The organism is Streptomyces sp. Alt3 (assembly GCF_030719215.1).
In the GTDB taxonomy this organism is placed as follows: Bacteria; Actinomycetota; Actinomycetes; order Streptomycetales; family Streptomycetaceae; genus Streptomyces; species Streptomyces glycanivorans.
Genome location: NZ_CP120983.1, coordinates 5,933,915 through 5,951,522 on the forward strand (window position 1 = coordinate 5,933,915; position 17,608 = coordinate 5,951,522).

A 17,608-nucleotide genomic window follows, 5' to 3' on the forward strand; every position below is an offset into this window, starting at 1 on the left:
ACACCGCCCGTCACGCGTCCGCCGCAACCGGCTGCGCCCCGGCAGCGAACGGCCGTGGCCCCTGGCCGGGAGCGAGCGGGGGCTCGGTCCCGACGAGAGGGGCTGCGCCCCGGCAGCGAACGGCCGTGGCCCCTGGCCGGGAGCGAGCGGGGGCTCGGTCCCGACGAGAGGCCACGGCGTCGGCGGTCGGTCAGAAGCGGCGGACCCTGCCCGCCACGGCGTGACCGATGAACAGATAGACGACGGCGGCCAGACCGTAACCGGCGACGACCCGGGCCCACGCTTCGTCGAAGGTGAACAGGTCGTACGACCAGCCGGCCAGCCAGTGGGCCGAGTCCTGGACCCACTGGACCAGGTCGTTGCCCCGGTTGGCGTCGAGCAGGTACATCAGGATCCACAGGATGATGATGAATGCCATGATGTCCGCGACGACGGCTATGACACGTGCGGCGGTGCTGCTTCCTGAGCCTGTTCTGGGAGACATGCTCTCCGGATTGCCGCTTTACCGTGAGTGAAACCCGTACGGCGTGCGCCCTGCCGACGGAGGCCACCGGACACGGCCCCGGACACGGCAGTGGCCCCCGCCCGGAGGGGCAGGGGCCACCTGTGCGCATGACGGGATCAGCCGCGCTGGATGCCCGTGGTGTCCTGGAGGACGCCACGACGGCCGTCCTGCGTCTGGGCGATGAGCCCGGGACCACGCTGCTCGACCGCGAGGTACCAGGTGCCGGGCGCCAGTTCGGCGATCGGGTTCGGGGCGCCGTCCTCGCCGTACAGCGGACGGGCCACCGGCACCGCGAACCAGAAGGGCGTGAAGTCACCGGCCGGTGCCCCGCCTCCCTGCGGAGCCTGCTGGGCGGCCTGCGGCTCCGGCTGCTGCTGGCCGGGCTGCGCCCCGTAGGGCTGCTGCTGCCCGGGCTGGGCGCCGAACGGCTGCTGGGCACCGGGGTAGCCGTAGCCCTGGCTCGGCTGCTGGCCGTAGGCCGGCTGCACGGCCTGCGCCGGGCGGGGCGCTCCCATGAGCGGAGCCTTCAGCGCGGGAACCAGCGGAGTCGCCACGGCGCCGCCGGCCAGAGCCAGCGTCGCCAGCAGGCCGAGGATCAGACCGGCGCCCGCGTCACCGGCGTCGATGATCGTCCAGAACATGGTCCACAGGGAGTAGACGGTGAACGCGGCGCCGAACTGGCCGAGTTCGAAGCCGACCACCTTGCGGCCCGGCAGCGCACGGCTGACGATCAGCAGCGCGGCGCCGATGATGCCGGCGAGGTAGATGCCCATCAGGACGGACAGCGAGTCCCAGGCGTTCGCGCTGTAGCCCGAGCAGTCCACGCCCGAGGGGCAGTCGTAGCCGGAGAGGTCGAGGAAAGAGGCGATGAACAGCACGACCGCTGCTCCGATCACCACGCCGTCGCCTCGAGTGAGGGAGCGGATATTCACGTGAAGGTCCTTAGTCGGTCGTCTCGTCGGGGCGGTCGTCGATGCCGCCTGAACGGCGGGTACGGCGCGAAGCTCGGGGGCGGCTCCCCATCGTACGGATGAATCTATCGTCTGCCCGGGCGCGTTGTGATGCTGCCCGGACCTCGGACCGGCTATCCCCCCAATGTCGCCACTATCACCGCAGAACTACCTCTTCAGATAGCTGCCGATGCCCCCGGCGATGCCGAGAGCGGCCTTCTGGCGCCAGCCCGCACTGGTGAGCAGGGCTGCGTCCTTCGGATCACGCATATTGCCGCATTCGATGAACACTTTGGGCACGGTCGACAGATTCAGGCCGCCGAGATCGTCACGGGTGTCCAGCCCGGTGCTGCCACCGATGTAATTGGAAGGGGCGCTTCCGGTGACGCGTACGAAATTCCCGGCAATCCGCACTCCCAGTTCGCGCGAAGGGACCACGATGTTCGAGGTGTCCGCCGCGCCGCCGTTCACCGCCGCGGGAAGAATGACGTGGAATCCCCGGTTGCCGGTTGCGGAACCGTCCGCGTGGATGGAGACGACCGCGTCGGCCTTCGCCTTGTTGCCGATCCGCGCACGCTCGTCGACGCACGGACCCCAGGGGCGGTCGCCGTCCTGGGTCAGGACGACCTCGGCCCCCTGCTCCTCCAGCAGCGTCCGCAGCCTCCGGGACACGTCGAGGGTGAACCGGGCCTCCGCGTACCCCGCGTCGGTGGCGGTGCCGGTGGTGTCGCACTCCTTGCGGCCGGTCCCGATGTCCACCTGGCCGTTGATCTCCCGTGTGTGATCCCGGTTCCCGGGGTTGTGCCCGGGGTCGATCACCACGGTGCGGCCGGTGAGCGGGCCCCGGGGCAGCGGCTCGGGGGACGTGGACCCGCCGGAGGGACTCGTGGACGCGCTCGGCGTCCCTGGCGGGGCTGAGGCGGACGCCGAGGACGAGGCCGGCCGGGTCGCGGATTCGGGGCCCGCGCCGGGGCCGGGCCCGCCGTCCCCCGCACACCCCGAGGCGGTCAGGCAGACACCCGCCAGGGCCGCTGCGGCGAACACGGGCCGGTGGCGCGGCCACGGGCGGCATGTGGGGGGAACGAAGTCATGGTGACGCACGTCGCGATGCTATCCGTGACCTTCAGATCCCCGGCCCCGTACGCCGCAGGACGCGCAGGGAGTCCGTCACCGAGATCTCGGTGAACGCCCCCGATTCCAGGGCGCGTCGGTGGACCCGGTAGGGGGCCTGGCCGCCGTCAGCCGGGTCCGGGAACACGTCGTGGATCACCAGCAGACCGCCGTCGGCGACCTTCGGGGCCCAGCCCTCGTAGTCGCCGTTCGCGTGCTCGTCGGTGTGCCCGCCGTCGATGAAGACCAGGCCGAGCGAACCGCCCCAGACGGCCGCCACCTGGGGGGACCGTCCGACGAGTGCCACCACGTGCTCCTCCAGACCCGCCCTGTGCAGCGTGCGCCGGAAGGTCGGGAGCGTGTCCATCAGACCGATCTCCGGGTCCACCACCGACGGGTCGTGGTACTCCCACCCCGGCTGCTGCTCCTCGCTGCCCCGGTGGTGGTCGACGGTCAGGGCGGTCACCCCGGCCGCCCGCGCGGCGTCCGCCAGCAGGATCGCGGACCGCCCGCAGTAGGTGCCGACCTCCAGGAGAGGCAGCCCCAGCGCGGCGGCCTCGACCGCGGCGGCGTACAGCGCGAGCCCCTCGTGGACCGGCATGAAGCCCTTGGCAGCCTCGAAGGCGGCGAGAACCTCCGGGTCGGGACGGGCGGACGACTCGGCGGCCACGGGGTTCCTCCTGGTGGGGCGGCGGATCGGACGGCGTCCCATCGTGCCGTACGCCCCCGTCGCGGGGAGCGGCGGGGGCGTACGGGCGGGGTGGGCCCGGGTCGGGGCAGGCCCCTGGCAGGGCAACCGGGTCAGGTCAGCAGCTCTGCCAGAGTCGGGTCATGACCCGGACGCCGAAGCGCAGGCCCTCCAGCGGGACGCGCTCGTCCACGCCGTGGAAGAGGCGGCCGTAGTCCAGGTCGTGCGGGAGCTTCAGCCCCTTGAAGCCGAAGCAGCGGATCCCCAGGTGGGTGAACGCCTTGGCATCCGTGCCGCCGGGGTTGCAGTACGGGACGGGGTGGCCGTCCGGGTCCTCCGCGCGGACCGCCGCGCACATCGCGTCGACCAGCGGGCCGTCGAACGTCGTCTCCAGCGCGATGTCGTGGTTGACCCACTCCCTGCTGACGGAGGGCAGCAGCAGCCGGTCGATCGTGTCGAGCAGTTCCTGCTCGTGGCCCGGCAGGAAACGCCCGTCGACCCGGGCGGTGGCCTTCCCCGGGATCACGTTGGTCTGGTAACCCGCGCTGAACATGGTGGGGTTGGCGGAGTTGCGCAGCACCACCTGCATGAAGTCCGCCACCGGCCCCAGCCGGGACAGCGTGCCCTCGATGTCGTCCTCGTCGAACTCGACGCCGTAGAGGCGCGCGGCCTCCTCCAGCAGGGCGCGGACCGGTTCGATCAGCCGCACGGGGAAGGTCTCACGGCCGATGCGGGTGAGGGACTCGGCGAGATCGGTGACCGCGTTCTCGTCGTTGGGGGACGAGCCGTGGCCGGCCCGGCCGGTGGCGGTGAGCTCCATCCAGGCCATGCCGCGCTGGGCGTTCTCGATGGGGTACAGCCGCCGGGTGTCGTCGATCGCGAAGGAGAACCCGCCCCCCTCGCCGATCGCCTCGGTGGCCCCGGCGAAGAGCTCGGGACGGTGCTCGACCAGCCAGTGCGCGCCGAACTTCCCGCCCGCCTCCTCGTCGGCGAGGAAGGCGAGGACCAGATCGCGGGCCGGCCGCGTACCCGTCCGTGCGAAGTGCCGGGCGGTGGCCAGCATGACCGCGACCGTGTCCTTCATGTCGATCGCGCCGCGCCCCCACAGGTAGCCGTCGCGGATCTCCCCGGAGAACGGCGGCACCTGCCACTCGGAGGCGTCGGCGGGTACGACGTCGAGGTGGCCGTGGACCAGCAGGGCGCCCCGGGAGGGGTCGGCCCCCGCGATCCGGGCGATGACGTTGGCCCGGCCGGGCGCCGACTCCACCAGCACGGACTCGATGCCGGCCTCGGCGAGGCGGGCGACCACCCAGTCCGCAGCGGCGCGTTCGTCGCTGGTCGGGTTGGAGGTGTCGAAGCGGATCAGCTCGGCGCAGAGGCCGACGGCCTCCTCCTGGGCCTGTTCGGACGCGGGGACGATGCTCATGCTGCTCCTGCCGGGGTGGTGACGTGGGCGGCGGGGGCGGGGGTGTGCGCGTCGTCGTCCAGGGTGGAGGTGCCGTACGGCCTGATCCAGCCCAGCAGGCCGAGCACGCAGTACAGCAGGAAGGCGGTGGCCAGCGAGTTGAGTGCCGGGATGCCGCCGTCGTAGAACTTGCCGACGCAGAACGCGACGACCCAGATGGCCAGGGACATCGGCACCCAGCTGGGCGAGGTCGCGGGCAGTGTCTGCGCCTCGCGGGTCTCGTCCAGGGGCCGCCGCATCCGCTTCACGACCCAGTACTCCGCGACGATGATCCCGCCGATCGGCGGGATCATCACGCCCAGCAGGGAGAGGAACTCCGTGAAGTGGGTCATGATGCCGACCGCGGAGAGGAGTGTGCCGGCGACGCCGAGGGCGACGGTGACCACCCCGCGGTGCAGGCGCCTGCCGAAGACGACCTGGAAGAAGTTGACGACGCCGAGCGAGGAGCCGTACAGGTTCCAGTCGTTGATCTTGGCGGTGGACATCAGGACCACGATCACGCCGAAGGCGCCCGAGGTGGAGAGCACGATGTGCGAGACCTCGCTGGACTTCACCAGATGTCCGAGGAGCACACCGGTCATGCCGACGATGTACTCGGAGAGGATCATCGAGGACGCGCTCTGCACGAAGACGTGCGAGCCCTTCCTGTTGTAGCGGGTCATCTCGGGGGAGACGATCGCACCCGTCATGTAGCCGCCCGCGATGGCGGTGGCGGCCACCGCCAGCGGGATCGTCTCACCGGGCGGCGGCGAGCTGACCAGATCGCCGAGCGAGTGGTCGTTCAGCGTGGTGATCACCGACCAGGCGACCATGCCGAAGAAGAGCGGAGTGACGATCTTCGCGAAGAGCGCCATGTAGCGGAAGCCGAAGATCACCAGGGCGGTGATGGCGGCGCCCGCGATCACGCACCACATCCAGGACGGTCCGCCGACGAGCGCCGAGACGCTGTTGCCGAAGATCGTGTTCTGGACGCCGAACCAGCCGACCAGGCTGACCGCGATGACGAAGCTGACCAGGGCCGAACCGTTGCGGCCGAAGCCCACCCAGCGGGTCAGCATCGGGGTCGCCAGACCCTCGCGCATCCCGGCCAGGCCGATCGCGAAGATGACGATCTCCAGGATCACCGCGCCGAGCGTGAAGGCGAGGAACGCGTTCCCGAAGGTCATCCCCACGCCGATGGTGGCGCCGAGCGTGAACTGGGAGATCGACCCGGACTGGGCCAGCCACTGCAGGAGCATCGACCAGAAGCCGAAGCGCTTGTCGCGCGGCACCCGTGAGAGCGAGTAGTCGTCGCTGCCGATGGTCTTGGTCTCGGGGGCCGTGGCGGCGGCCCGGCTGTCGGAAGCCATCAGGACTCCTGGGGTGTGCGGCCGAAGGTCTGCAGGTGAGTCAGCGACCCGTAGCGGTTGACGAGGTTGTCGAACTCCACCGCGTCGTGGAAGTCCAGGGTTCCGGCGCCGAAGGCCTTGGCGACCTCGACGGCGTAGCGGGCGGCGGAGGCGATGTCCGACTCGTGGCTCGCGCCCGTCTGGCAGCCCGGCACCGCGGCGGCCGAGGTGACCGCGAGACCGACGACCGGGGCGGCGGTCGCGGTGGAGGGCTGGAGGATCGAATTGATGTGGTGTGCACCGTTACCGTACGGGGTGATGTCCTGCGTGGTCACCGGGTACGTGACCAACGGCTCACCGGTCACCACGGCGAGCAGCTCCCCGAGCTGCTCGGACACCCGGAGCACCCAGCCCTCCTTGACGGTGGGCGACAGGGCCAGGCCCTTGTGGTTGATGATCCGGTTGCCCTTGGTGGTGTCGATGGAGAGCACGGCCTCCATCTCGCCGGTGACCTCGTGCCGGTTCATCGTCGCGATGTCCACCGGGGACCCCATGAAGGGCACCGGATCGTGCGGCTCGGTCGGGGCGCTCGGGCAGATGTGCGTCGCGACGATCACGTCGCCGGGAAGCGCGTCACCCCGGCGGCGCATGTCCAGCAGCTTGGCGGCGGTGGCGATCGCCGAGGCAGCGCCGTCGGCGTCGGACACCAGCCCGGTCACCTCCGGCCGCGCGCCGACGCCCCCCAGACGGCCGACCACGCCGAGGGTCCGGGCGCTGCCGCCGGCCGTGCGCCCATGGGTGCCGGGGATGCGGACGAGTACGAAGTCCGTCGCCCCCCGGTCGCCGGTGACCGTCGTGACCTGCGCGGACGAGCCCTCGGCCCCGGCGACGGAGTCGAGGTATCCGACGACCGACTTGCCGCTGACCTGCGGGTCGTCCAGCAGCTCGACGATGTCCAGTACGTACTTCAGCATGGGGGGCCTTTCTCCGGAGCGGGACACCCGCCCGGCGCTTCTGCGGGGAAGCGCGGGGCGGGGTGCTGGAGCAACATTCGGGATCGGCTACCGTGGAACGCAACTCTTTCCCGTTATCTGCAATTCAGGTCTGAATGGTGAGATGCTGATGGCCGACTTCGATCTGGACCGGCGCACCCCCACCGGGGCCCTGCAAACCGTCGACCGTGCGCTCCTGGTGCTGCTCGCCTTCGAGCGCACCCGGCCCGACTGGGGCGTCACCGAGGTCGCCGAGGAGTTCGGCTGGGACACCTCGGTCGCCCAGCGCCTGCTGGCCACGCTCGCCGGCCGCGGCTTCCTGGTGTCCGACCCGGTCACCCGCCGCTACCGCATCGGACCGGCGGTGCTGCGGCTCGGCCGGCTCTGGGAGCGCTCCGGATCGCTGGAGCTGCTGGCCGCGCCGGTACTGGAGGAGCTGCGCCGGACCACCGGCGACACCGTGCTGTTCTGCCTGCCGGACAGCTTCCACATGCGGTGCGTGGCCGCCGAGGAGGGGGAGACCGGGCCCCTGCGCTACTACCCGCTGGTCGGCGAGCTCTACCCGGCGCACGCCGGGGCCACCAGCAAGTCCTTCTACGCCTACATGCCCGACGACCAGCGCCACCGGCTGTTCCGGGGCCGCCCCATGGCACGCTTCACCGACCGGACGGTCACCGACCCGGACCTGCTGGAGCAGGAGTTCCTGAAGGTCCGTGCCCAGGGGTACGCATGGACCGTCGGCGAGTACGACACCGGGATCGCCACCGTCGCGGTCCCCGTGTTCCTGGGACGCGAGCCCTACGGCAGCCTCAGCCTCGGCGGGGGAGAGGACCGCTTCCGGGGGGCGCCCGAGGACCGGCTCGACGCACTGCGGCACGCCGCCCACCTGCTGGAGCAGCGGCTCACCCACCCGCCCCAGCGGCCGAAGTCCCGGGCCGGCCGCCCCCGTAGCACCTGACCCCCGCCCGTACACCGCCCGGCCGGCCTCCGTCTGCTGCCGCCGGTCCTACCCGCACGAGGAACACCCGTGAATCTGCTGCTGCTCTCCAACTCCACCCAGTACGGCCGCGGTTACCTGGAGCACGCTCTGGACACCGTCACCGCGTTCCTCCCGGCGAACGCCAGGCTGGCCTTCGTGCCGTACGCGCTGGCCGACCACGCCGCGTACACCGCGCGCGTCCGAGCGGCCCTCGAACCGTCCGGCATCACCGTGCGCGGCGTCCACGAGAACGCCGACCCCGTCGCGGAACTCGCCGCCTCGGACGCCGTGTTCGTCGGAGGGGGCAACTCCTTCCGGCTGCTGGACGCCCTGTACCGCACCGGCCTGCGCGAGGCCGTGCGGGACGCCGCACGGAAGGGGCTGCCGTACATGGGCGCCAGCGCCGGCACCAACATGGCCGCGCCGACCCTCCGGACCTCCAACGACATGCCCATCGTGCAGCCGCCGTCCTTCGACGCGCTGGGCCTGGTCCCGTTCCAGATCAACCCGCACTACCTGGACCCGGACCCCGCCAGCACCCACAAGGGCGAGACCCGGGAGGAGCGGCTCACCGAGTTCCTGGAGGAGAACGACGTCCCCGTGCTCGGTCTGCGCGAGGGTTCCTGGCTCCGCGTCCACGACGGTGGGGCGACGGTCCAGGGGGCCCGCCCCGCCCGGTTGTTCACCCGCGGTGCCCGGCCGCAGGAGCTCGCGGCCGGAACCGACGTGTCGCGGCTGCTGGCTACGGAGCCGAGGTTCGACGCTCCGGAGCGCTGACCGGCACCGCCACGGGGACGGACTCCGCGGCGGCGAGTGCGTCTCCGGCGCTGCTTGCCAGCAGCACCGGACGCGCCTTCCGCTGCGCCGGCAGGAACGCGGCCAGCACGAGACCGATCAGCACCGCCCCCGTGGCGATCATGAACGAGGTACGGAAGCCCTCCATGCTGGGGACGTCCACCGGGCCCGTCCGCACCGCGGTGTTCGCCAGCACCATGCCGATCACCGCGCTCGACAGCGAGGTGCCGATCGACCGCATCAGCGTGTTCAGTCCGTTGGCCGCACCGGTCTCGGAGGCGTCGACGGCCCCGATGATCAGGGCGGGCAACGAGGAGTACGCGAGCCCGATGCCCGCCCCGAGGACCACCGCGATCACCACGGTCTGCCAGGCGGCGCTCATCAGGCCGAGCCCGGCCCCGTAACCGACGGCGATGATCAGCATGCCCAGGATCAGTGTGGTCTTGGGGCCGCGGCGGGCGGAGAGCCTGGCGTAGAGCGGGGCGACGAACATCATCGTCAGGCCCAGCGGCGCCACGCAGAGCCCGGCCACCACCATCGACTGCCCCAGGCCGTACCCCGTCGACGTGGGCAGCTGGAGCAGCTGCGGCAGGACCAGCGAGACGGCGTAGAAGGCGACCCCGACCATGATCGAGACGAGGTTGGTCAGCAGCACCTCACGGCGTGCGCTGGTCCGCAGATCGACCAGCGGCGCCGAGGAGCGCAGCTCGAAGAGGCCCCACAGCACCAGGATCACCAGGGACGCGGCGATCAGGCCGAGCGTGAGGGGGGAGGTCCAGCCCCAGTCGCTGCCCTTGGTGACCGGCAGCAGCAGGCAGACCAGGCCGAGGGAGAGCCCCAGTGCTCCGACGAGGTCGAAACGCCCCGGCGCGCGCAGCGGGGGCTCCGGCACCACGAGGACGGTCAGGGTCATGGCCAGCACTCCCAGCCCGGCCGAGGCCAGGAAGAGGGCGTGCCAGTCGGCGTGCTGGGCGACGATCGCGGCGGCGGGCAGCGCGAGTCCGCCGCCCACGCCTATGGAGGAGCTCATCAGGGCCATCGCCGAGCCGAGCTTCTCGCGCGGCAGCACATCGCGCATGATGCCGATGCCCAGCGGAATGGCCCCCATGGCGAAGCCCTGGAGCGCCCTGCCGACGATCATGACCACGAGATCGTCGGTGGAGGCGCAGATCAGCGAACCGACCACCATCACGGCGAGGCTGGCCAGCAGCATCCGCCGCTTGCCGTTCAGATCACCGAGCCGCCCCATGATCGGCGTCGCGACGGCCCCGGCGAGCAGGGTCGCCGTCATCACCCAGGTCGCGTTGGCCGGGTCGGTGCCCAGCAGGGACGGCAGGTCCTTGATGACGGGGACGAGCAGGGTCTGCATCACCGCGACGGTGATCCCCGCGAACGCGAGCACGGGAACGACGCCGCCGCCCCTGCCCCTGCGCGGGTCGGGGAGCTTCCCTGCGTGCTGTTCGTTCGTCGTCCGTCGCATACGTATGGCCTCCGGGCAGGGGGAAGAAGCGGAAGTTCGAGCGGGGTGGAGCGTGCGGTGGCGCGCCCGCGGGCAGCGCCCACCGCCAAGTGTGTGCATGCTGAACGCTTTCGTACGCCCGCGTTATTCCGGTGAACGGGGCGTAAAAACAGTGAAGTCGGCACGGGTCCTAGGCCCAGGGGTGGAGAACCGGCCGGACCGGAAACCGATGTACGGGGTGCGAGGGGCCTGAGAGGATGACACCCATGGTCGACGCCTCCCCGCACGAGCAGCCCCCCGCCCGGTCCCGGTCCCGGACCCGTACGTGGGCCGTGGTCGCGGCCGCCTGCACCGGCCAGTTCCTCGTCGTCCTCGACGTGTCCGTGGTCAACGTGGCGCTGCCGTCCATGCGCACCGACCTGGGCCTGAGCGCACCCGGACTGCAGTGGGTGGTCAACGCCTACTCGATCGCCTTCGCCGGCTTCATGCTGCTCGGCGGGCGGGCCGCGGACATATACGGCCGCAAGAGGATGTTCCTGACCGGGATCGGCCTCTTCACCGTCGCCTCCCTGGCCGGCGGGTTCGCGCAGGAGGGCTGGCAGCTCCTCGCCGCCCGCGCCGGACAGGGGCTCGGCGCGGCCGTGCTGTCCCCCGCGACGCTCACCATTCTCACCGCCGCCGTCCCCGAGGGCCCCGCGCGGACCAGGGCCATCGGTACGTGGATGGCGGTCGGCGCGGGCGGCGGAGCGGCCGGCGGGCTCATCGGCGGGGTGCTCACCGACACCCTGTCCTGGCGGTGGGTCCTGCTGATCAACGTACCGATCGGCGCTCTCGTCATCGCGGGCGCGGCGGTGTGGCTGGCCGAGGGCCGGGCCGGTGACCGGCGCCGCGTGGACCTGCTGGGCGCGGTTCTCGTCACGGCCGGCCTGGCGACGACGGCGTACGGCATCGTGCAGACCGAGGCCGAGGGCTGGACCGCAGCCGCCACCCTGGTGCCCCTGCTGGGCGGCCTGGCACTGCTCGGCCTCTTCGTCCTGGTGGAGGCGAGGGCGGCGGCGCCGCTGATGCCGCTGCGGGTGCTCGGGGTGCGCGCCGTCTCCGCGGCGAACGTGTCGATGCTGCTGCTCGGCTCGGCGACGTTCGGCATGTGGTACTTCATGACCGTCTACGCCCAGAACGTCCTGGGCTACACGCCACTGCAGGCCGGCCTCGCCCTCCTGCCGACGTCCGTCGCCGTCTTCGCCGGATCGAAGGCCGCCCCCAGGATCATGGCCCGGACCGGCGCCAAGACCCTGGCCGTGACGGGTGTCCTGGTCGCCGCCGCCGGGTTCGGCTGGCAGTCCACCATGGACGTGGACGGCTCCTACCTCACCTCGGTCTGCCTCCCCGGTGTCCTCATGATGGCCGGGGCCGGACTTGCCTCCACCCCGCTGGCCACACTCGCCACCTCCGGTGCGGCCCCCGGCGACGCCGGACTCGTCTCCGGACTGGTCAACACCTCCCGGACGATGGGCGGTGCGCTGGGCCTCGCCGTGCTCTCCACGGTCGCCGCGGCCCGCACCGCGGGATCGGGGGACGCGGCGGAGATCACGGCCGGATACGCCCTGGCCTTCCGTACGTCCGCCCTGGTGCTGGTCGCCAGCGCGGTGATGATGCTGCTCTGGCTGCCGGGCCGCGGAGCCACCGGATCCGGCGGCAGCCCGGCCACCAGGGCCGGGAGCGGGGCGGGACGGCCGGGGAAGGAAACCGCACCGGCGCTGCACTCACCCGAGGCGTAGCGCGAACGGGTGAAGACGGCCGCGCGAAGCCCGGTTCCCGGAGCGGTGCGCCGGACGTCCGAGGCCGCACGGCCCGCGGTCTAGAGCCAGCCCTGCTGACGTGCCGCGCGCATCGCCTCCATGCGGTTACGGGTGCCCGTCTTGCCGATCGCGGAGGAGAGGTAGTTGCGGACCGTGGATTCCGACAGGCTCAGCTTCACGGCGATGTCGGAGACCGTCGCCCCGTCCACCGACGCGTTCAGCGCGTCCCGCTCCCGCGGGGTCAGCGGGCTCGGGCCGGCTCCCAGCGCGGCGGCGGCGAGCGCCGGATCGATCACGGTCTCACCGCCCAGTACTCGCTGGATCGCCTTCGCCAGATCCCCGACCGGTCCGTCCTTCACCAGGAAGCCCGAAGCCCCGGCCTCCATGGCCCGACGCAGATAGCCCGGCCTGCCGAAGGTCGTCAGGATCAGCACCCGGCAGTCAGGCACCTCCGTCCGCAGATCGGCGGCAGCGTCCAGGCCGCTGCGGCCCGGCAGTTCGATGTCCAGCAGCGCCACGTCCGGGCGGGAGAGATGCGCCGCGTCGACGATCTCGTCGCCGGCCGCCACCTGGGCGACCACTTCGAAGTCCGGCTCCATCCCGAGCAGCAGGGCGAGCGCGCTGCGCATCATGCCCTGGTCCTCGGCGAGCAGGATGCGTACCGAAACCGCGGGGCGGTGGTCCTCCGGCATCTCGTTCACGGGCTCAGAGTAGGCCGCCGGGACCCGCGCGCAGGGCCCGACGCCACCACGTCGTCCGTGGAACACCCCTCAGCCGCAGTTCCGTCCTCCGGCCGGCTCCCACGTCCCGGCCGGCAGCTCCGCCGTCACGACGAAGCCTCCGTCCGGCCCGGGGCCCGACTCCAGGGATCCACCCGCGGCGGCCAGCCGCTCGGCCAGGCCCTTCAGACCCGTACCGCCGGGCGTGGCGACCACCGCGCGTCCTGGCCCGGTGCCGTCGTCCGTCACCGTCAGCCGGACCCGTTCGGATGTGGAGTCGAGTGCGAACACACAGAGGGTCGCGCCGCTGTGGCGCACGGCGTTGGTGACGGCCTCCCGTGCCACCCAGCCCAGCAGCGCATCGGCCTGCGGTGCCGGGGCCGGCCCCGAGCGGTGGACGGCAGTCCCGATACCGGCGGCGGCCAGCACCGGCGCCGCCCTCTCCAGCTCGGTGGCAAGGCTGCCCTCGCGGTATCCCGTGACCGCCTCCCGGATCTCGTTGAGGGCCTGGCGGCCCACGGACTCGATGTCGGCGACCTGGGCGACCGCGGCGTCGACGTCGTGCGGGGCGAGCCTGCGCGCCGCCTCCGACTTGACGACGACGACCGACAGGGTGTGACCGAGCAGGTCGTGCAGATCGCGCGAGAAGCGCAGCCGTTCCTGCTCCACTGCTCTGCGCGCCAGCTCCTCCCTGGTCGCGCGCAGAGCCGTCACCGTCTCGGAGAGCGTGAGGATCGCCGCCGTCACCGCCCCGGAGATGAACGTTCCGTACCCGATCGTCCACGGCTCCGACACGTGGTCACCGCGCCACACGGCCACCGCGCAGGCGGATCCGGCCAGGACGACCAGCCCGGCGCCCAGCCACCGGCCCCGCAGGATCGTTCCGCAGGCCAGCGAGAACAACGGGAAGAACAGCAGCCAGTTGCCGCCGTAGCCGATCGAGAGACCGAAGGTGACGGCACCCATCGCGGCGAGCAGCACCCAGGACGTGACGCTCTCCCGCCTCTTCCTGTCGAAGCCCCGGAACACCACGGAGACGTAGAGGGAGTTGAAGGCCAGCAGCCCCAGTCCGCCGACCCAGGGGTTGGGCGTCTCGCCCTGCCAGAGGTTGGAGAACGCGCCGAGCCCCATCAGCAGTGTGGGCAGCAGGGCGTACGGGCCGGGCGGGCCGGGCCGTCCGCTTCTCCTCCTCGCAGCCTTCCCCCTCACAGGGTCCTCGCCGACCGGCGGTAGGACAGCACCGCGTAGCCGCCGAACAGCAGCAGCCACGCCCCGAGCACTCCCACCGACCCGGCCGCCGGGGCGTGCCCCGCGATCGTCGCCCAGCCCAGGTCCGCGAAACCGTGCGCCGGGGTGACCCCGCCCACGGCGGCCAGCCATCCAGGGAACATGTCGAGGGGGAACCACAGCCCTCCGACGATCGCGAAGCCCATCAGGCAGGCCACGTTGACCACCCCCGTGCCCTGGGGGGTGAGCCGGTAGCCGTTGCCGATGCCGAGCAGGGTGAACGGCAGCGCGCCGATCCACAGCAGCAGCACCAGCGCACCCCACTGCCAGAGCGCCATCCGGACCCCGTTGACGAGCGCCCCCGCCAGCAGGACGGTCAGTACGGTCGGCAGGACCGTCACCGAACCGCTGATCGCGCGTCCGGCCACCGCACGCCCCGGGGTCAGCGGAGTGATCCTCAACTGCCGCAGCCAGCCGAGGGACTTGTCCGACGCGATACCCGTACCGACCGACATGGACGAGCCGAGCGCCCCGTAAGCCGCCATGCCGACCATCGACGCGGCCTTCCAGTCGCCGTACGTGCCGCCCCCTCCGAGGTTCGTGAGGAGCAGATACATCATCACCGGCATGCCCGTCCCGAAGATCAGGAACGCGGGGTCGCGCAGGGTCCGGCGGATCTCCAGAGCGATGTAGGGGAACATCACGCGGCCTCCTTCCCGTGACCGTCCGCCGAGCCCGTGGCCGGCGACCCGGGTGAGGTCAGGGACAGGAACGCGTCCTCCAGGGTGGCTCTGCTGACCTCGAGACCGCGTACGGCGCCCATCCGGGCCAGTTCGACCACCGTCGCGTCCGGGTCGTCCGTGCGCAGCGACGCCCGGTCCCCGTGCACCTCGACGACCGCGACACCGGGCAGCGCGTCCAGCCCCGCGGCGGGCCGGCCAGGTCGAAGGAGACCACGCCGCCACCCGCCGACCGCTTGATGTCCTCGCCGCTGCCGTCCGCGACGATCCTGCCGCGGTCCAGGACGACGATCCGGCCGGCGTTCGCGTCGGCCTCCTCCAGATGGTGCGTGGAGAACAGCACGGTGGTGCCGCGCTCCGCGCAGGACCGGATCGAGACCCAGAAGGCGCGCCGCGCCTCGACGTCCAGGGCCACCGTCGGCTCGTCCAGCACGATCAGTTCGGGATCACCGGCCAGCGCCACGGCGAACCGGACACGCTGGATCTGCCCGCCGGACAACTTGTCGACGCGCCGGTCCGCGTACTCCGCCAACCCGGCGAGGCCGAGTGTCTCGGCCACGGGCAGCGGGCGCGGGTGGAGCGCCGCGACGAAGCGGACCAGCTCACCCACCGTCACCCGGGGAATCGGGCGCCCGTCCTGGAGCATCGCGCCGACCAGCCCTGCCCGCACCGCCCGTTCAGGGGTGCGGCCCAGGAGACGCACCGTGCCGGAGTCCGGGTCGTCCAGCCCGAGGAGGAGGCTGATGGCGGTGGACTTGCCCGCCCCGTTGCGGCCCAGCAGGGCGACGGTCTCGCCTCGGGCGACCGTGAGGCCGAGGCCGTCGACCGCCCGTACGGTGCGCCCCCGCGTCCTGAACGTCTTCACCGCCGCGGCGAACTCCACCGCGGGCCCCGCGCCCACGGCTTCCGCCGGGCCCGTCCTCGACGTCCCCGTCGCGTCAGCCGTATCCGTCGTCCCCTGTGTCCGTGCCGTCCATGGAGTCCCCGTCGCCTGTGTCATGGCGACGACCTTACGGATCCGGACGTACCCGGCGGCAGGCGTGGATGTACGCAGTCGGCGGTGACAAATGTCCTGGGGCAGCGGGCTGTTGAGGCTTCTCCGTAGTGGCGGCCCCCGCATGGCCGAGGGCCGCCGCAGCCGGACGGCTGCGACGGCCCTCGTGTTCCGCGGAGCGGCCTCATGCCGCCGCGCTGCCACCCCCTTCGGAGGGACGGCGGTGACGGCCGTGCGGCTGCGCGGTAACGCTCTGTGCGGACGCGCCTCCTCGGTGCTTTCCGTAGCCGCCGGCTTCGCCCCGGTCCGTGTCCGCCTCGGGCGGACGGCTCTGGGTCGTGTCGGTTCGGGCTTCAGACATGTGGGAGATCTCCCCGTTGCAATCGCTTACGTATGTGTCGCAGCCCCGCCGCCCCCGGCACGGTCACCGTCGGCGCCCGCACGGAACGGCTGCGTAGCCCCGTCGAGAGTTTATCCAGGTGAGGTGCGCCCGGTGAGAGGCGCCTGCCCCAACGGAACGGGTTTGCACACACCGAAAGCCGGCGTGCTCCCGGACGCGCCCGTTCCGGACGTGGTGACCCGGCGGGGCTCGTCCACGGGAGCCTCCAGCAGCGCCACGGAACAGGGCGCTCCCTCCTGCGCGTACGGCAGGTGCAGCACGCCTTCCCGGGTCCAGAAACCGGACCCGGCGGGCCACCCGTCAGGTGCCGCGAACTGGTGCAGCCGGCGGCCCGTCGGACGCCACAGCCCCACCCAGCTGCCCGCGGCCCCGTCGATCCTCAGGGCCACCGCACAGCTCTCCGGCATCAGCATCTGGCCGGGCTGCACGGCGAACGGCGTCAAGGTCGCGTCCGCCGCGCGCAGGCACTCCGGGAACCGCACCGGCAGGCAGCTGCCGAGCACCCCCCAGCCGAGCCGGTCGTGGCCGGGAGCGTCCGACCTGACCAGCAGCAGGCCGCTGTCGGCGTCCGCCATCAGCAGCCGGTCGTTGCTCTCCGGCGCGATCTGCAGGAGGGGGGTCACCTCCCCGCCGCGTTCCAGGTCGAGAACGACCGCCTTCACGGGCCCGCCGCCGGGCATCTGCCGGTCCACGGCGAGCAGCCGGCCCTCCCGGTCCAGCCAGACACCGCCGGAACATCGGCCCGGGACGTCCGCCACGTGCTCGGGGCCGAACCCGCCGCCGGCCACCAGCCATACGGCGGTGGAGCGTTCACCGGGGAGCAGGGCGAGGACGCTCGCGCCGTCCGGTGACGGGGGGAGCAGCGCGAGGTCCGCGCAGTCGAGGGCGCCCAGCAGGAGTTCACCCGTGCCGGGTCCGGTCGGATAGAGCAGTGAGAACGTGTGCCGGTCGCCGCCCACCCGTCGCCGGATCAGGACCCGCCCGTCCGATAGAGGCACCACGTCGGCCTCGGGCTCCTCCGGCTGGTCGAGGGGGAGGGGCACGGAGTAGGGCTCGGGGCCGTCCAGCGTCCAGCGCTCGGCGAACCAGGCGGGTCCGCCCGCCGTCCCGGCCGTCGCGAGCCGCGCCGCGTACGCGTGGTCGGCGGACAGTGCGAGGGGCTGCGGCGCCGGGAGGCGCGACTGGCTCGGGGGGAGGGGCGCCGCGCCGGTGCCGACGGGAGGCGCGGTCCGCGCGGGAGGTGCGGGGGGCAGGGGGGAGCCGGTCCGCACGAGCGGTACGGAGGCCGCGGGCGCCGGGGCCTGCGGCGCCGGTCCGGCCACGGCTGCGAGGAACGGCGGCATCGGCGGAACCGGCGGTGCGGAGGGCACGCCGGCAGGGAGGGGCGGCGCGGGGGCGACGGTCCTCACGGGCTCGCCCGCCGTGCCGGCCTCGCGCGGAACTCCGGACGGGGCCCGG

At 72.4% G+C, this 17,608-nt stretch carries 15 protein-coding genes and 1 pseudogene; 3 read left to right on the forward strand and 13 right to left on the reverse strand.

Features of this window, described 5'->3' with window-relative positions:
• Positions 1–190: 190 nt before the first annotated feature.
• The 7 genes from P8A20_RS26145 to P8A20_RS26175 form a co-directional block, all read right to left on the reverse strand.
• Positions 191–484, reverse strand: a complete 294-nt coding sequence (locus P8A20_RS26145; protein WP_147963195.1) for a hypothetical protein — start codon at positions 482–484, stop codon at positions 191–193.
• 137 nt (positions 485–621) lie between these two features.
• A complete protein-coding gene (locus P8A20_RS26150; protein ID WP_147963194.1) occupies positions 622–1,437 on the reverse strand; it encodes a DUF5336 domain-containing protein in 816 nt (271 codons plus the stop codon).
• Positions 1,438–1,623: 186 nt separating this feature from the next.
• Complete coding sequence (locus tag P8A20_RS26155; protein ID WP_187282391.1) at positions 1,624–2,556, reverse strand: N-acetylmuramoyl-L-alanine amidase; 933 nt, start codon at positions 2,554–2,556, stop codon at positions 1,624–1,626.
• A 22-nt stretch (positions 2,557–2,578) separates the two neighbouring features.
• On the reverse strand, positions 2,579–3,277 hold the full coding sequence (locus tag P8A20_RS26160; protein WP_261988967.1) for a class I SAM-dependent methyltransferase: 699 nt from the start codon (positions 3,275–3,277) through the stop codon (positions 2,579–2,581).
• 94 nt (positions 3,278–3,371) lie between these two features.
• On the reverse strand, positions 3,372–4,679 hold the full coding sequence (locus P8A20_RS26165; protein ID WP_147963192.1) for a M20/M25/M40 family metallo-hydrolase: 1,308 nt from the start codon (positions 4,677–4,679) through the stop codon (positions 3,372–3,374).
• On the reverse strand, positions 4,676–6,067 hold the full coding sequence (locus P8A20_RS26170) for a cytosine permease (RefSeq protein WP_147963191.1): 1,392 nt from the start codon (positions 6,065–6,067) through the stop codon (positions 4,676–4,678). The genes P8A20_RS26165 and P8A20_RS26170 overlap by 4 nt, the downstream gene beginning before the upstream one ends.
• Positions 6,067–7,020: a DUF1177 domain-containing protein gene (locus tag P8A20_RS26175; protein WP_147963190.1), complete on the reverse strand. Its 954-nt coding sequence runs from the start codon at positions 7,018–7,020 to the stop codon at positions 6,067–6,069. The genes P8A20_RS26170 and P8A20_RS26175 overlap by 1 nt, the downstream gene beginning before the upstream one ends.
• A 148-nt stretch (positions 7,021–7,168) precedes the next feature.
• On the opposite strand from P8A20_RS26175, the gene P8A20_RS26180 reads away from it, so the two are divergent.
• Positions 7,169–7,996 carry an IclR family transcriptional regulator gene (locus P8A20_RS26180; RefSeq protein WP_147963189.1) on the forward strand — a complete coding sequence of 276 codons (828 nt, stop codon included), beginning with the start codon at positions 7,169–7,171 and terminating at the stop codon, positions 7,994–7,996.
• Between the two features lie 69 nt (positions 7,997–8,065).
• The gene (gene pepE, locus P8A20_RS26185; RefSeq protein WP_147963188.1) at positions 8,066–8,794 is read left to right on the forward strand and encodes a dipeptidase PepE; all 729 of its coding nucleotides are present in this window, start codon (positions 8,066–8,068) and stop codon (positions 8,792–8,794) included.
• Here the strand turns inward: pepE and P8A20_RS26190 are convergent.
• On the reverse strand, positions 8,760–10,292 hold the full coding sequence (locus P8A20_RS26190) for an MFS transporter (RefSeq protein ID WP_147963187.1): 1,533 nt from the start codon (positions 10,290–10,292) through the stop codon (positions 8,760–8,762). The genes pepE and P8A20_RS26190 overlap by 35 nt on opposite strands.
• 245 nt (positions 10,293–10,537) lie before the next feature.
• On the opposite strand from P8A20_RS26190, the gene P8A20_RS26195 reads away from it, so the two are divergent.
• Positions 10,538–12,049 carry an MFS transporter gene (locus P8A20_RS26195; RefSeq protein WP_306104346.1) on the forward strand — a complete coding sequence of 504 codons (1,512 nt, stop codon included), beginning with the start codon at positions 10,538–10,540 and terminating at the stop codon, positions 12,047–12,049.
• An 80-nt stretch (positions 12,050–12,129) separates the two neighbouring features.
• Here P8A20_RS26195 and P8A20_RS26200 read toward each other — a convergent pair whose 3' ends face one another.
• The 5 genes and pseudogenes from P8A20_RS26200 to P8A20_RS26220 form a co-directional block, all read right to left on the reverse strand.
• A complete protein-coding gene (locus P8A20_RS26200) occupies positions 12,130–12,762 on the reverse strand; it encodes a response regulator transcription factor (protein WP_306105201.1) in 633 nt (210 codons plus the stop codon).
• Positions 12,763–12,840: 78 nt separating this feature from the next.
• Positions 12,841–13,998, reverse strand: a complete 1,158-nt coding sequence (locus P8A20_RS26205; RefSeq protein ID WP_306104347.1) for a sensor histidine kinase — start codon at positions 13,996–13,998, stop codon at positions 12,841–12,843.
• Complete coding sequence (locus tag P8A20_RS26210) at positions 13,995–14,717, reverse strand: ABC transporter permease (RefSeq protein ID WP_147963185.1); 723 nt, start codon at positions 14,715–14,717, stop codon at positions 13,995–13,997. The genes P8A20_RS26205 and P8A20_RS26210 overlap by 4 nt, the downstream gene beginning before the upstream one ends.
• Positions 14,717–15,639, reverse strand: a pseudogene (locus P8A20_RS26215) (ABC transporter ATP-binding protein). The gene P8A20_RS26210 and the pseudogene P8A20_RS26215 overlap by 1 nt, the downstream one beginning before the upstream one ends.
• 582 nt (positions 15,640–16,221) lie before the next feature.
• A complete protein-coding gene (locus P8A20_RS26220; protein ID WP_261989024.1) occupies positions 16,222–17,493 on the reverse strand; it encodes a hypothetical protein in 1,272 nt (423 codons plus the stop codon).
• Positions 17,494–17,608: the final 115 nt, after the last annotated feature.